This is a genomic window from Mesorhizobium sp. Ca11, assembly GCF_020165275.1.
In the GTDB taxonomy this organism is placed as follows: domain Bacteria; phylum Pseudomonadota; class Alphaproteobacteria; order Rhizobiales; family Rhizobiaceae; genus Mesorhizobium.
Window position 1 is genome coordinate 114742 of the sequence record NZ_JAIUHU010000017.1, and the last position, 13852, is coordinate 128593.

The following is a 13852-nucleotide window of genomic DNA, read 5'->3' on the forward strand; positions in this document are numbered from 1 at the left end:
CGCGGCAGGCCGCCATTTGCAGGCCGGCCTCACCTGAATATCGGGCGCTCACGCAGCGTCCGTCACCGCCGCTTCCTGCGTGTGCATGCGCTCGACTTCCTTCGGGGTCGGCTTGGCAACTTTCGTCACGAAGACGATCACCGCCAGCGTCAGGAAAATTGCGCCGAGCACATAGGGCGCGCCGCCGAACACGACCGGCGCGGTCGGGCCCGTGAACCAGGAAAATATCGCCGTGTAGAGCAGCGGCGTGACGATCGAGGTGATCGAGAAGATCGAGGTCATCGCGCCCTGCAATTCGCCCTGCGCCGAGGGCGGCACCTTGGCGGCGGCGAGGCTCCTGAGCGGCGGATCTGCGAGCGCTTCCAGGCAACCGGCCACGATCACCGCATAGATCATCCAGCCTTGCGTCGAAAACGCGTAACCGAAGGCGCTGAGCGCGGTGAAGGTCAGGCCGATCGCCGCTGTCCTCCACTCACCAAGTTTCGGAATGATCCGCGGCAGCACCGTCGCCATGATGATCGCCCCGCACAAGCCGAAGGCGCCGAGCGAGAAGCCGATCTGCTGCTGGTTCCAGCCATAGCGGTAGTTGGAGACGAACGCCCACACCGCCGGATACATCATATGGCCGAGCGTCATCAGGAAGAACACCAGCCCGATCCAGCCGATGCCGGGGTAATTGCGCATCTGCATGAGCGTGCCGACCGGATTGGCGCGCTTCCATTCGAAACGGCGACGATGCTTCTCGTCCAGCGTCTCCGGCAGCAGGAACATCGCGATCAGGAAATTCACGAAGGCAAGTGCTGCGGCGAAATAGAACGGCACGCGCGGCCCGAACGTGCCGAGCAGACCGCCCAGCACCGGGCCGATGACGAAGCCGACGCCGAAGGCGATGCCGAGCAGGCCGAAATTCTTCGCCCGGTTCTCGTCGTTCGAGATGTCGGCGATGAAGGCGGATGTCGTCGAATAGCTGGCGCCGGAAACACCGGCGAGCACGCGGCCGATGAACAGCATCGGATAGGACCAGGCGATGGCGCAGATCAGGTTGTCGATGGAAAAGGTCAGCACCGAGGCAAGCAGGATCGGCCGCCGGCCGAAGCGGTCGCTCAAGCCGCCCATGATCGGCGCGAAGACGAACTGCATCGCCGCATAGACGAAGAACAGCCAGCCGCCCTCGATCGCGGCCTGGCTAACTGTGACGCCGCTCAGTTCCTCCAGATAGGCTGGCAGCACCGGCATGATGATGCCGAAGCCGATGATGTCGAGCAGCAGCGTGGTGAAAACGAGCGCAAGGCCCCGCCTGGCGGTTTTGGGGTCGATCATGATGATAATCTCCTCAGGCCGCCCGGGGCAAAGACGGGAGGAATCTTATAGGCGACGTCGCCGACAGGAACAATACGCGAACGAAGGCAATTGCCTCATCCTGACATCCACTTGCCAGCCGCCTTTGATCGCCGATCCTCGCCGCCAAAGAAGCGGCAGGGCCGCGTCAGATCGGACCGCCCATCGTGTTGCAGTCGGACAGCTTGCCGCTCTTGATGCCGCGCGCCAGCCACGTCTGCCGCTGCTGCGAGGTGCCGTGGTTGAAGCTTTCCGGCACGACATAGCCCTGCATCTTCTTCTGCAGCGTGTCGTCGCCGATCTGCTTGGCCGCGTTCAGCGCGCTTTCGATATCGCCCTGCTCCAGGATGCCCTTCTGCTGCGTGTAATGTGCCCAGACACCAGCGAAGCAATCGGCCTGAAGCTCGATGCGCACCGACAGCTGGTTGGCGTCGGCCTCGCTCATGCCTTGCCGCATCTGGTTGAACTTGCCCATGATGCCGGTGAGGTTCTGCACATGGTGGCCGACCTCATGCGCCACCACATAGGCACGGGCGAATTCGCCGGACGCGCCGAACTGCTGATCGAGCTGCTGGAAGAAGGTCATGTCGAGATAGACCTTGCGATCGCCCGGGCAGTAGAAGGGCCCGGCCGCCGCCGAGGCGAAGCCGCAGGCCGAACGGACCTGGCCACTGAACAGCACCAGCTTGGGATCCTGGTAGGTCAGCCCTTCGGACTTGAAAATGCCGGTCCAGGTGTCCTCGGTATCGGCAAGCACGGTCGCGACGAACTGCTTCATCTCGTCATTGGCGGGGGCGTTGCCATTGTCCTGTGTGTCGGAGATCTGGCCGCCGTCTCCCGGCACCAGGCCGCCGCTGCCGTCACCCAGGATCTGCGATGGATCGAAGCCGAAATACCATCCTGCGAGCACGACAAGGATAACCAGGATGATGCTGCCGCCGCCACCGGTACGGCCGCCGATGGGGATGCGGAACTGGCCACCGCCGCCCAATCCGCCGCCAGGCCCGCCGCCGCTGTCGCTGCGTTCGTCTTCGATGTTGTCGCTCTGACGACGGCCTCTCCAAAGCATGGCAACTCCTCGCGACACAAACGTCCTGGAGGGACCGGCATGCCACCGCCCCCTGCAGACAATTATCGCAACGAATACGTCAAGTCAGTATTTTTCGCGAGGTCGGTACCGACACTTTGCGTCCTGCAGCGCTATTCTCGTATCGAGCCCGAGCTCAACGAGCGGAGGTCATCGCCCGGCGGAAAGCTTCCAGCGTTTCGGCGCTGACATGGTGCTCGATGCCCTCGGCGTCGATGCGCGCCGTCTCGGCGCTGACGCCGAGAGAGCGCAGGAACGCCTCGACCGTCTGGTGGCGGATGCGGCTTTGCTCGGCGACCCTGCGGCCGGCCTCGGTCAGGAACACGCCCCGATAGGGCTTTCGCGACACCAGCCCGTCGGCGCACAGCCTGGTCAGCATCTTTGCCACCGTCGGCTGCGCGACGCCGAGCCTTGCCGCGATATCCACCTGCCGCGCTTCATTGCCGTCCTCGATCAGGTCGGCGATCAGCTCGACATAGTCCTCGACCAGCGCGCTACGGCGCGCCTCGCGAGTCTGCCGGAAACCCGCCGAATGGATTTCGGCATCGGGAAGCGGCTCTTCGCGTCGAACCGGTTTGTTCCTCAGCGCCAATCCGCGCTCCTCCTTGAATCGGGGACCGCATCCATAACACGAACCCCTGATGGTCCGGCCGTTTATTTGCATTCCCGCTCATGCGCAACGGGCGTTTGCGGCAGCCCGCCGCCAGCCTTGTCTCGGCTCATCACGAAAGCATGATCAATGAAATATAGCATATTGCATAATGTTGAGCCATGGCGTAGATAAGAGGCACGTTCGACAATTCCAGCGGAAATCCCATGTCCGATGCCGATGCAGCAACCGTAGCCCGACCCGCATGGCGATTCGACAGGCCCGACGACGAGCAGCCGAGCCTGCGCGAGGTGAACGCCTCGATCGCGGTGCCGCGGACCGGCGTCTGGTTCCGCCGCCTGTTCGCCTTCATGGGGCCGGGCTACATGGTCTCGGTCGGCTATATGGACCCAGGCAACTGGGCGACCGACCTCGCCGGTGGTGCCCAGTTCGGCTATACGCTGCTTTTCATCATCATGCTGTCGAACCTGATGGCGATCCTGCTGCAGGCGCTTGCCGCGCGTCTCGGCATCGCCACCGGCCGCGACCTCGCCCAGGCCTGCCGCGCCTATTATCCGCGCCCGGTCAATCTGCTGCTCTGGATCGCCTGCGAGCTGGCCATCATCGCCTGCGACCTCGCCGAGGTGATCGGCACGGCGATCGCGCTGCAGCTTCTGTTCGGCATCCCGCTGATCGGCGGCGCCATGCTGACCGCGCTCGATGCTTTCCTTGTGCTGCTGCTGATGAACAAGGGCTTCCGCTATCTCGAGGCCTTCGTCGTCGCGCTGCTGATCATCATCTTCGGCTGCTTTGCCATCCAGATCTTCGTCGCCGCGCCGCCGGCCGGCACGATCCTGCATTCGATGTTCGTGCCGTCGCCGGAGATCGTCACCAATCCGGCGATGCTCTATATCGCCATCGGCATCATCGGCGCGACAGTCATGCCGCATAATCTCTATCTGCATTCCTCGATCGTGCAGACCCGCGCCTATGAGCGAACCGATGCCGGCAAGCGCGACGCTATCAAATGGGCGACGACGGATTCGACCATCGCGCTGATCCTGGCGCTGTTCGTCAATGCGTCGATCCTGATCGTCGCGGCGGTCGCCTTCCACGATACCGGCCATCACCACGTCGCCGAGATCGGCCAGGCCTTCGAGCTGCTCTCGCCGCTGCTCGGCCTGGGCATCGCCTCGATCCTGTTCGCCGTCGCGCTGCTTGCCTCCGGCCTCAACTCGACTGTCACCGCGACGCTCGCCGGCCAGATCGTGATGGAAGGCTTCCTGCGCCTGCGCATCCCGCAATGGGCGCGGCGCCTGGTAACGCGCGGCATTGCCATCGTCCCCGTGGTGGTCGTCACAGCACTCTATGGCGAGAAGGGAACCGGCCAGTTGCTCGTCTTCAGCCAGGTGATCCTGTCGATGCAGCTGCCTTTCGCGGTGGTGCCGCTGGTGCAGTTCGTGTCGGACAAGAAGAAAATGGGCAATTTCGCCATACCGCGCGGCGTTGCGGCGTTGGCCTGGGTGGTTGCCGCCGTCATCCTCGTTCTCAACTTCAAGCTCCTCTACGACACCTTCGCCGGCTGACCGCGACATTGGCGCCGGCCGCGCTATCTTCGCGGCATGGCCAAACCGGACGAAGCCCGCAGATTCTACGCCAGGCTGATGGCTGCGCACGCCCGGTCGGCCGATCCACGCATCGAGGAGGTGTTCGCTACGGTGCCGCGCGAGGCCTTCCTGGGTCCGGGACCATGGACCGTCTTTGCCGGCGAAGGCCGGTTCCAGACGCCAAGCGCCGATCCTGGTTACATCTACCAGAATGTCCTCGTCGTGCTCGATGCCGACAAGGGCATCAACAATGGCGAGCCGATGCTGCACGCGATGTGGCTCGGCAAGGTCGAGCCGAAGCCTGGCGAGCACGTCACCCATATCGGCGCCGGCACAGGCTATTACACGGCGCTGCTGGCGAGGCTGGTCGAGCCGGACGGCGGCGTCACCGCCTTCGAGATCGAGACCGATCTTGCCGCGCGCGCCAAGGCGAACCTCGCCCGGTACCGCAACATCGAGGTGATCCACGGCGACGCCGTCGCCAACCCTTTGCCGCCCTCCGACATCGTCTATGTCAATGCCGGCGTGGTCGCGCCGCCCGCCGCGTGGCTGAAAGCGCTGAAGCCCGGCGGCCGCATGATCTTTCCGTGGCGTCCCTCCGAAACCGTCGGCCTCGCGGTGCTCGTAATGCGCCTGGAAAACGGCTTTGCCTGCCGGCCTTTCATGGGCTCCTGGTTCATCCCTTGCGTCGGCGCCTCCACTACCGAGCCGGGCGCAAAAATACCGACACGTGAGCGCGCCGCGCGCACCCGCTCGATCTGGCTGAGGAAAGACAAGGCGCCCGACCGCACTGCCACCGCCGTCTTCGGCGAGGTCTGGTTCTCGTCACGCGCCATTCGCGTCGACGACACGCGCTAGAAATTCGCGGGGCCGTGTCGGAGAGCAGCCTTGCCGTTCGTCCTTGGAGCAATTCCAGGAAAAGTGCGAAGCGGTTTTCCGTCAGGAATTGCGTCGAATGCTTTAGGCAGAAATCCGGCCGCGACGGCGCGGATCGTGAAAGGGAGAAGACAGATGCGCAAGATCATCGCCGCCACATTCGTTAGCCTCGACGGTGTCATGCAGGCGCCGGGCGGGCCGGAAGAGGATCCGGTCGGCGGCTTCAAATTCGGCGGCTGGACCTTCCATTATTTTGACGAGGTCGCAGGCGCGGCCATGGAGGAAATGTTCTCCAAGCCGTTCGACCTGCTGCTCGGCCGCAGAACCTACGATATCTTCGCCGCATACTGGCCGTATCAGAACGATCCGATCGCGGCTGTCTTCAACCCCGCGGTCAAATATGTGGCGACGCACCGGCCGGATACGCTGACCTGGCAGAACACGCAGTCGCTCGGACCGGATATCGTTGCAAGGCTCAAGGAGCTCAAGCAGGAAGATAGACCCGACCTGCTCATCCAGGGATCGGGCAATCTGATCCAGACCCTGCTCGCCAACGGGCTGATCGACGAGATCCGGCTGATGACCTTCCCGCTGCTGCTGGGCAAGGGTAAGCGGCTGTTCGGCGACAACGCGATGCCTGCGGCCTTCAAGCTCGTCAAATCGCAGGCTTCCACCACCGGCGTCATCATGGCGACCTATGAGCGCGGAGGCGAAATCCGTACGGGCTCGTTTGCCCAGCAGGAGCCTTCGGAAGCCGAGCTCGAACGGCGCAAAAATTGGAAGTAGCACAAGGCTGTCGCGCGGCGGGCAGACCCGCCGCGCATTGCCTCTCTTTCGAACGACGATTGAACGGTCAGGAGCCGCCAATGATGCCCACGATCACCGCCTTTGAACGATCGCCCGATGGCGGCAGGGGGCTCGCGCGCGACATGCACGTGCGCTGGGCGCTCGAGGAAGTCGGCCAGCCCTATGATGTTCGCCTCGTTTCGTTCGATGCGATGAAACAGCGCGCGCATCTTGCGATCAATCCCTTCGGCAGTATCCCGACCTATGAAGAAGGCGATCTCGCCCTGTTCGAGTCAGGCGCGATCGTCCTCCACATCGCGGTGCGTCACGCGGGCCTGTTGCCGGAGGACGCGAACGCTCGGGCGCGCGCCGTCGCCTGGATGTTCGCAGCCTTCAGCACCATCGAGCAGCCGATCCTGGACCGCGCGACGGCCGTGATTCTGGAGCGCGACGCACCGTGGCACGACCAGCGCCTGCCCTTGGTTGACGACCGCATCCGCAAGCGGCTGGCCGATCTTGCCCGCCATCTCGGCGATAGTGATTGGCTCGATGGCGCCTTCAGCGCCGGCGACCTTGTCATGGTGGGCGTGCTGCGCCGGCTGCAGAGATCGGGACTGCTGAACGAATTCCCGAACGTTGCCGCCTATGTCGCCCGCGGCGAGGCGCGGCCGGCCTTCAAGCGCGCTTTCGACGCGCAATTGGCAGTCGCCATGGCAGCGAAAGGCTGACGCCGCGTCACGCCGCCTGCCGATAGCGCGAAAGACCTTCGCGGATATGGCTGGCAAAAGCCTTTGCGGCCGGCGCGGGGGCATGTTTCGGCAGATGCAGGTTGACGGAGAAATTCGGCAGCGCCGGAAGGCCGGCGTCTGACAATATGTCGAGATCGGCGGGAACCGTCGAGGCAAGCCATGCGGTCACCGCGAGGTCCGAGCGCACTGTCGCGGTCGTGGCATCGATGTTGCCGTTCTCGAACACTGTGCGCCAGTCGAGCCCGTGTTCACCAAGTGCGGCCAGCACCGCCGGTCGGAAGGCGCAGGTGTCGGCGACGATCGAAACCGGCAGCGGCCGCTTCAGGTGCGCCGCCCCGCCTCTGGCGCCGACCCAGACCAGCCGGTCGACGAGCAGGCATTCGCCAAGGGTCGGGCCGACACGCTCCTCGATGACGGCAAGGTCGATGGTGCCCGCCGCCAGGGCCGCCGCGAGTTCCGGCGAGGACGCGCAGATCAGCGAAATCTCCACCTGCGGATAGGCTTCCGCATAGGCCTTCAGCACGGGCGCGAGCAGCGTGCCGACAAGGTCGTAAGGTACGCCGATCCGCACCTGCCCGGCAACCGCCCTTCCCCTGATCTCGGCAAGGATCTCGTCATTGAGCTGCAGCAGGCGGCGGGCTTTGTCGAGCAGCCGCTCGCCCACCCGCGTCAGCCTCAGGCCGCGGCGGTCGCGCTCGAACAGGCTCTGGCCGAGCACCTCCTCCAGCCGCTTGACCTGCTGGCTGACGGCGCCTTGCGTCAGGTGAAGCGCATTGGCGGCCGCCGTCATGCTGGCCTTGTCGGCGGTGGTGACGAAGGTGCGGATAAGGGTCGTGTCGAGATCGCGGATCATGCCCGGTATTATAATCGCTAATGCAAACCATACCAAACATTGCATTTACTGATGCTGCCAAGCGCCTAAGTATGTCTGCTCCCCGATTGGGAGGCCCGCATCTCAGACACCATCATCCCCCTGGTCCTGTTCGCGCTGATCTCGACCTCGACGCCCGGCATCGCCACGACGTTGTCGACCGCGTCGGGCGCACAATTCGGCTTTCGCCGTTCGGTGCCGCTGATGGCCGGCAGCGCCGCGGGGCTGGCTACCGTGGCCGCCGCGGGCGCGGCAGGCCTGGCTGGACTTCTGGCCGCCATTCCATCCCTGCAGCTTGCCATGAAAATTGCAGGCTCTCTCTATCTGATCTGGCTGGCGATCAAGATCGGCCGCAGCGGCCCGCCCAACCTCGACATCAGCATGGCCAGGCCGAACAGCTTTTTCGGCGGCGCCGGCATCCAGTGGATGAATCCGAAAGGCTGGGCGATGGGGCTCGGCGCCGCCGCATCCTTCGCGGCACTGGCGGATGGTCCGTTGCAGCTTGCGCTGCTGCTGGGCGCCGTGTTCGGGCTGACCGCAGCCTTTTCGCTGTCGCTGTGGTGCGTGGCGGGAACCCTGCTTGCCCGTCTGCTCAAGACGGAGCGCCAGTGGCGCGCGCTCAACATCGTGCTCGGCCTGTTGCTGGCCGCCTCGATCCTGCAGATGTGGCGGCCGGTATAAACGCTGGTTCCTCGCCCCACGGAGGTAGCTACGCTATGCACACATCTTCTGTGATTGACTGATCAGACCGAAGCTCGATTGCCATGTGGTTCCCCCAATCCGTCGCTGCTTCGCAGCGCCACCTTTCCCCCCTCCAGAGGGAAAGGAAGGGAGCGTTGCTGGACGGACGTTGACGGCAAAAAGCTCGGCGCCTTTCCTCTACCCCGTCGATCGGGGGAGAGGTGGCTCGGCGCAGCCGAGACGGAGTGGGGGTCGACCAGCGCTACATTGGACAATGCATGCGCCAAGCTGCCATGCACGCTATCGCCAAAGGCCAGCCGTTTGGAAATGTGTGCATGCCGTAGCCGCTTTGCGGGGCGAGGAACCAGCCTCAGACCGCGTAGCGCGCCGCCGGCTTGCCGGAGAACAGGCTCCCGAAGAACTGGTCCCGGGCACCGAGATAGGTGGCCAGCCCAGCCGCATCGGCAAGGCCGGGCGCGGTGACGGTCTCGCCCTGGGCGAACCCGGCAAGCGCTGCGTCGACCAGATCGTCGGCGCTCATGATCCAGTCCGGATTGATCCCGTCGAGGCTGATTCCGGAGACGTCCCACAACTCGGTGCGGACCGGTCCGGGCACGACGGACTGGACTTTCACATTGGTGCCGGCGACTTCCTTCTGCAGCGCTTCCGTGAAGTTGGCGACATAGGCCTTGGTGCCGCTGTAGATGCCGCCGACGGCGATGCCATAGGCAACGACCGAGGCGATGTTGATGATCCCGCCGCGATTGCGCGCCAGCAGGCCGGGCAGCACCGCGCGGGTCAGCCGGGTCAGCGCCACGACGTTGACCTTGATCATGCGCTCGGCCGCGTCGGCGTCGGCGTCGGCGATCGTCTCCAGGCCACCCACGCCGGCATTGTTGACCAACAGCGTCACGCTGTCATCCGCCGCCACCGCCTGCTCGACGCGGCGCAAATCGGCATCGACCGCAAGGTCGGCGATGATCGTCTCGACCTTGCGGCCATAGGCATAGGCCAGCTTGTCCGCCAACTCCCGCAGCCGGTCGGCGCGCCGCGCCACCAGCACCAGATCGTATCCCTGCCCTGCCAGCCGGTCTGCATAGACCGCGCCTATGCCCGACGACGCGCCGGTGATGACGGCCGTGCCCTTATTGTCCTTCGTGCTCATTGTCCTGTTCCTTTGTTCGCTTCGCTTGGCCCAGCGCCGACCATCCGATCATCTGCCGGGCTTCTGATCCAACTTAGTGGCATATGCCACTTTCGGCGAAGTAGGTATATGCCACTATCTTGTCAACGGCGGCGGCGAAAACTATTTCTGCGGCAGGCTGGCGCGTCGACGCGCCGGCGAGGAGTGATCATGACCGAAGCTCACAAGCCCGGATTCAGCGACTGCAACAACGCCACGCTGCGCCGTGCCGCGCGCAGTCTCGGCCGCTTCTACGACGACGCGCTGGCGCCGTCGGGCCTGAAGGGCACGCAGTTCGGGCTGCTCTTTCAGATCCACATCAGCGACGAGCCGGCGATGGGCACCATCGCCGAAGCGCTGATCATGGATCTGTCCGCGCTCGGCCATACGCTGAAGCCGCTGATCCGCGACGGCTATGTCGAGACCTTCCCCGACAAGGACGACCGCCGCGTCAAGCGCGTGCGGCTGACGCCGCGAGGACAGGCCAAGCTCGACGAGGCGCTCAAGCTGTGGAGCGTCGCGCAGCGGCAGTTCGAGAAAAAGGTTGGCGCGGAGCAGGCGGCAAAGCTGCGCGCGGCGCTGGACGCGGTGGCTGATCTCGATCTGGAAATGCCGACGGTCGCTCCTTCACTCTGAAGAAGCGGCCGCCGATCAGGCTTTGAAACCGTTACTCGGCCGGCATCGCCACGGGGCGGGCGAACACCCGGCCGGCGAGCACGACGCCCAGCCCGACGATCGGGAACACCGCGGCGATCAGGCCGAGATCGGCCGGAGCGCCGAAGCGCAGCACCGCGGCGCCGACCACCGCGCCCATGGCGACGCCCAGATAGAGCGCCGAGGCGTTGAGCGACAGCACGATCGGCGCAGCGTCGGGCGCCAGCTTGATGATGCGGCTTGCCTGCGCCGGCGGGAAGGCCCAGCCGACAATACCCCACGGCACCATCATGGCCATCAGCGCCGGCCCGGCGATCGACTGCGGCAGGAGGGCCGGGATCAGCGAGAAGGTGGCGAGCATCGCGGCCGACAGCGCCAGCGACCAGGCGACGGTTCGGGTGGCGCCGAAGCGGTCGGCGGCCTGCCCGCCGGCGATGTTGCCGATGACGGCGCCGATGCCGAAGGCGAGCAGCATGCCCGGCAGCGCGATCGGAGAGAGCCCGCCGCCTTCTATGGCCAAGGGCGCGATGAAGGCAAAGACGGTGAAGGCTCCGATCAGCGCCAGCACCGTGGTCAGCAGGATCGGCATCACGCCGGGCCGCACTGCCGCCGCCAGCCGCGCCCTCAGCGGCAGCTTGGTGCCGACGATGCCGCGCGGCAACCGGTACCACAGGATCGCACCGGCTAGCGCGCCGAGCCCGGCAATGGCGAAGAAAGTGCCGCGCCAGCCGGCAATCGCCGCGACCAGCGCGCCGAGCGGCGCGCCGACGGCAACCGCCACAGTGGTGCCGCCGACGACGACGGCGATGGCGCGCGCCCGGTGGTGGTCGTCGACCAGCGCCACCGCCGTGCCTTGCGCGGTCGCCGCGAACAGGCCGGACGACAGCGCCATCACGATGCGGGCGATCAAAAGCACCTCGAAGGAGGAACTGAGCGCGGCAGCAACATTACCAAGGACGAAGAACACCAGCGTCCACAAGATGACGCGCCGCCGGTCCCATTCGCCGGTCAGCGTCGCCAGCACCGGCGCGCCGAACGCATAGGCGAGCGCGAAGGCGGTGATCAGCGAGCCGGCGAGCGGCACCGATATGCCGGCGTCAGTGGCGATGTCGGGAAGAAGGCTGGAGATGACGAAGCCTTCGGTCGAGATCGCGAACGATCCGAGCGCAAGCCAGAAGATCCGCTTGTCCATGGAAGCTGTCCTTAGTTCAAAAGTTATTGAACAATTGGACATAGCGGGGCATGATGTCAACCGAGCCGGGATAAAATAGCTGAACCCTGCTGACAGCCCTGTGTCAGGACGGGCCGAAAGGAAGAGGCTATGTCTGTCGGCAGAAAAGGAAGCCGCGTTGAAGTTCGTGCCGTTTGTGCTTAATTCTGGGCCATGAGCCTGCCCCATCCAACCGCCGACCAGATCAGCCTGCCGATCGTGCTCGCCGTGCTCGGCGACCCGACCCGGCTTGCCATTGTCCGCTATCTGGCTCGCAAGGAAGGCGTGCCGATGAACTGCAGCAAGTTCCTCGACCTCGCCTCCAAGACCAATCTCAGTTACCACCTCGCCAAGCTGCGCGAGGCGGGCGTCACCCGCAGCGAGGCGGCAGGCACCAGCCGGCTTATCACGCTGCGCCGCGACGACCTCGACAAGCGCTTTCCCGGCCTGCTCGACAGCGTGATCGCCGCGGCTGACGGCGACAAGGATCTGCCGGCGGTCGGCACCTCCGAGATGGAACTCGAGGCCTGATTGCGGCGCTGACGAAATTGCCTGTCATGGAGCTCTCATGCGCATCGCCGTAGTGGCCGACATCCACGGCAACGTGCTCGCCTTGGACGCTGTGCTCGACGATCTGAACCAGCGAGGCGGCGCCGACATCATCGTCAATCTCGGCGACTGCGTGTCTGGCCCGCTCTGGCCGCGCCAGACGATGGAACGGCTGCAGGCGCTCAATCTGCCGACGGCGCGCGGCAATCACGACCGCCGCGTCGCCCAGGACGTGGCCGATGAAGCCATGTGGCCGTCCGACCGCTACGCCCAGGAGCGGTTGACCGCGCCGCAGCGCGCGGCGTTGCTCGCCCTGCCGCTCACATTGGAGATCGTGCCCGGCGTCATAGCCTTCCACGCCCGGCCGGACCATGACGAAAAATATCTTTCCGACGCCATTGTCGACGGCCAGTTGGTGCGCGCGCCGCTCGCCGCGATCAGGCGCCGGCTGAAGCCGCTCGATCCGGCCTGCCGCCTCGTGCTGTGCGGCCACAGCCATCGCAACGAGCTGATCCGCATCCCCGACGGTCCGGTCATCTTCAACCCCGGCAGCGTCGGCTGCCCCGCCTATGACGATGACACGCCGCCGGCGCATGTCTCCGAGCAAGGCTCGCCGCATGCCCGCTACGGCATCGTCGAGCTGGACGTGCCCGGCCGCGCCGACCGCTTCGAGGCGATCGCGGTGGACTACGACCATGAAGCCGCCGCAAAGCAGGCCGAACAGGCGGGACGGCCAGAATGGGCACACGCGCTGCGGACCGGATTTATGAGGATTGAGCGGAGTTCATATCCCGATCGAGCGGAGCCTATGCATGAAGCGCAGGGTTAGGCTCCCATCGACGCTGCTCTTCGTCGCTCCATTGCTGGCGGCGGCCCTGCCGGCCGTGGCCCAGGATGCGCCGGGACCGATCGTTTCGATTATCGGCGGCCTGGCGCCGGACGATCTCCTCAATATCCGCGTCACCGCTTCGCCGAGTGGAAAGGTGGCGGCGCGGCTGCCCAACGGCACGGCCGTGAAGAATTACGGCTGCAACGTCGTCAACGGCTATCCTTGGTGCAAGGTCGAGGATACGCAGGACGCGCATATCGTCGGTTGGGCGCCCGCCCGCTATCTCAGCCCCAACAACCCTGCGCCGGCGCCTGAAGATGCCGCCGCGCCGGCGGCCGCGGCAATTGCGCCTCAACCTTCCGAGGAGCCGCAGCCTGATATAGCGGCGCGCCTGGGCGGCGGGGAGCCGGCCGAGCCGCCATCTGCGGCCGAGATCGGCAGGACCGCGATGCAGGACGCGTATGCTCTCGCCTTCGCGGCCTCGGCCAGCGCCGGGTCCGACACCCCGGACGCCGGCATCCCCTGCGCCCGCCATGTCGGCCAGCCGATGACCCGCTGCGAAATCAGTGTCGCGCATGAGGGCGGCGACAGCGTCGTGACCGTGACCTGGCCGGACGGCGGCACGCGCCTCATCAATTTCCACGACGGCAAGCCCGCCGGCTCCGACTCCTCCGACGAATTCCGCTTCACCCGCGAAGGCAGCCTCAACATGATCCGCATCGGCGTCTCCGAACGCTTCGAGATCACGGACGCACTGGCGTTGGGTACTGATACAGGAATAAGGCAGTAGGGCAGTAAGGCAATAGGGAAGAGAGGCCCCCTACTCCCCTACTCCCCTACTCC

At 65.3% G+C, this 13852-nt stretch carries 15 protein-coding genes; 9 read left to right on the plus strand and 6 right to left on the minus strand.

The window, feature by feature from the left end; all coding sequences use genetic code 11:
• Nucleotides 1–48: 48 nt before the first annotated feature.
• From LB538_RS24890 to mntR, 3 genes are all read right to left on the minus strand, one after another.
• Nucleotides 49–1320: a TCR/Tet family MFS transporter gene (locus LB538_RS24890; protein WP_224530310.1), complete on the minus strand. Its 1272-nt coding sequence runs from the start codon at nt 1318–1320 to the stop codon at nt 49–51.
• Between the two features lie 166 nt (nt 1321–1486).
• A complete protein-coding gene (locus LB538_RS24895; protein WP_140838512.1) occupies nt 1487–2407 on the minus strand; it encodes a neutral zinc metallopeptidase in 921 nt (306 codons plus the stop codon).
• A 154-nt stretch (nt 2408–2561) separates the two neighbouring features.
• Nucleotides 2562–3017, minus strand: coding sequence for a manganese-binding transcriptional regulator MntR (gene mntR, locus LB538_RS24900; protein ID WP_176476973.1), 456 nt, complete (start codon nt 3015–3017; stop codon nt 2562–2564).
• A gap of 224 nt (nt 3018–3241) precedes the next feature.
• On the opposite strand from mntR, the gene LB538_RS24905 reads away from it, so the two are divergent.
• The 4 genes from LB538_RS24905 to LB538_RS24920 all read left to right on the plus strand — a co-directional run bounded on the left by LB538_RS24905 (nt 3242) and on the right by LB538_RS24920 (nt 7011).
• Nucleotides 3242–4600, plus strand: coding sequence for an Nramp family divalent metal transporter (locus LB538_RS24905; protein WP_095766614.1), 1359 nt, complete (start codon nt 3242–3244; stop codon nt 4598–4600).
• Nucleotides 4601–4678: 78 nt separating this feature from the next.
• A complete protein-coding gene (locus LB538_RS24910; protein ID WP_411909057.1) occupies nt 4679–5479 on the plus strand; it encodes a protein-L-isoaspartate O-methyltransferase family protein in 801 nt (266 codons plus the stop codon).
• Nucleotides 5480–5632: 153 nt separating this feature from the next.
• Nucleotides 5633–6283 carry a dihydrofolate reductase family protein gene (locus tag LB538_RS24915; RefSeq protein ID WP_224530304.1) on the plus strand — a complete coding sequence of 217 codons (651 nt, stop codon included), beginning with the start codon at nt 5633–5635 and terminating at the stop codon, nt 6281–6283.
• An 80-nt stretch (nt 6284–6363) separates the two neighbouring features.
• A complete protein-coding gene (locus LB538_RS24920) occupies nt 6364–7011 on the plus strand; it encodes a glutathione S-transferase family protein (RefSeq protein WP_224530302.1) in 648 nt (215 codons plus the stop codon).
• Between the two features lie 7 nt (nt 7012–7018).
• Here the strand turns inward: LB538_RS24920 and LB538_RS24925 are convergent, their stop codons facing one another.
• Complete coding sequence (locus LB538_RS24925) at nt 7019–7885, minus strand: LysR family transcriptional regulator (RefSeq protein WP_224530299.1); 867 nt, start codon at nt 7883–7885, stop codon at nt 7019–7021.
• A 99-nt stretch (nt 7886–7984) separates the two neighbouring features.
• Here LB538_RS24925 and LB538_RS24930 point away from each other — a divergent pair, with 99 nt between their 5' ends.
• A complete protein-coding gene (locus LB538_RS24930) occupies nt 7985–8584 on the plus strand; it encodes a LysE family translocator (protein ID WP_224530528.1) in 600 nt (199 codons plus the stop codon).
• Between the two features lie 370 nt (nt 8585–8954).
• Here the strand turns inward: LB538_RS24930 and LB538_RS24935 are convergent, their stop codons facing one another.
• Nucleotides 8955–9749, minus strand: coding sequence for an SDR family NAD(P)-dependent oxidoreductase (locus LB538_RS24935; protein ID WP_224530296.1), 795 nt, complete (start codon nt 9747–9749; stop codon nt 8955–8957).
• Nucleotides 9750–9938: 189 nt separating this feature from the next.
• On the opposite strand from LB538_RS24935, the gene LB538_RS24940 reads away from it, so the two are divergent.
• The gene (locus LB538_RS24940; RefSeq protein WP_224530294.1) at nt 9939–10403 is read left to right on the plus strand and encodes a MarR family winged helix-turn-helix transcriptional regulator; all 465 of its coding nucleotides are present in this window, start codon (nt 9939–9941) and stop codon (nt 10401–10403) included.
• 31 nt (nt 10404–10434) lie between these two features.
• Here LB538_RS24940 and LB538_RS24945 read toward each other — a convergent pair whose 3' ends face one another.
• Complete coding sequence (locus LB538_RS24945) at nt 10435–11613, minus strand: MFS transporter (protein ID WP_224530291.1); 1179 nt, start codon at nt 11611–11613, stop codon at nt 10435–10437.
• Between the two features lie 192 nt (nt 11614–11805).
• On the opposite strand from LB538_RS24945, the gene LB538_RS24950 reads away from it, so the two are divergent.
• Genes LB538_RS24950 through LB538_RS24960 form a run of 3 tightly spaced genes read left to right on the plus strand, consistent with a single transcriptional unit; the run spans nt 11806 to nt 13799 of the window.
• Entirely contained in the window at nt 11806–12162 is a 357-nt protein-coding gene (locus LB538_RS24950) for an ArsR/SmtB family transcription factor (RefSeq protein ID WP_140838528.1), read from the plus strand.
• A 37-nt stretch (nt 12163–12199) separates the two neighbouring features.
• The gene (locus LB538_RS24955) at nt 12200–13009 is read left to right on the plus strand and encodes a metallophosphoesterase family protein (protein WP_224530289.1); all 810 of its coding nucleotides are present in this window, start codon (nt 12200–12202) and stop codon (nt 13007–13009) included.
• Nucleotides 12993–13799 (plus strand): SH3 domain-containing protein, encoded by an 807-nt coding sequence (locus LB538_RS24960; RefSeq protein WP_224530252.1) that lies wholly within the window; start codon nt 12993–12995, stop codon nt 13797–13799. The genes LB538_RS24955 and LB538_RS24960 overlap by 17 nt, the downstream gene beginning before the upstream one ends.
• The last annotated feature ends 53 nt before the right edge of the window (nt 13800–13852 follow it).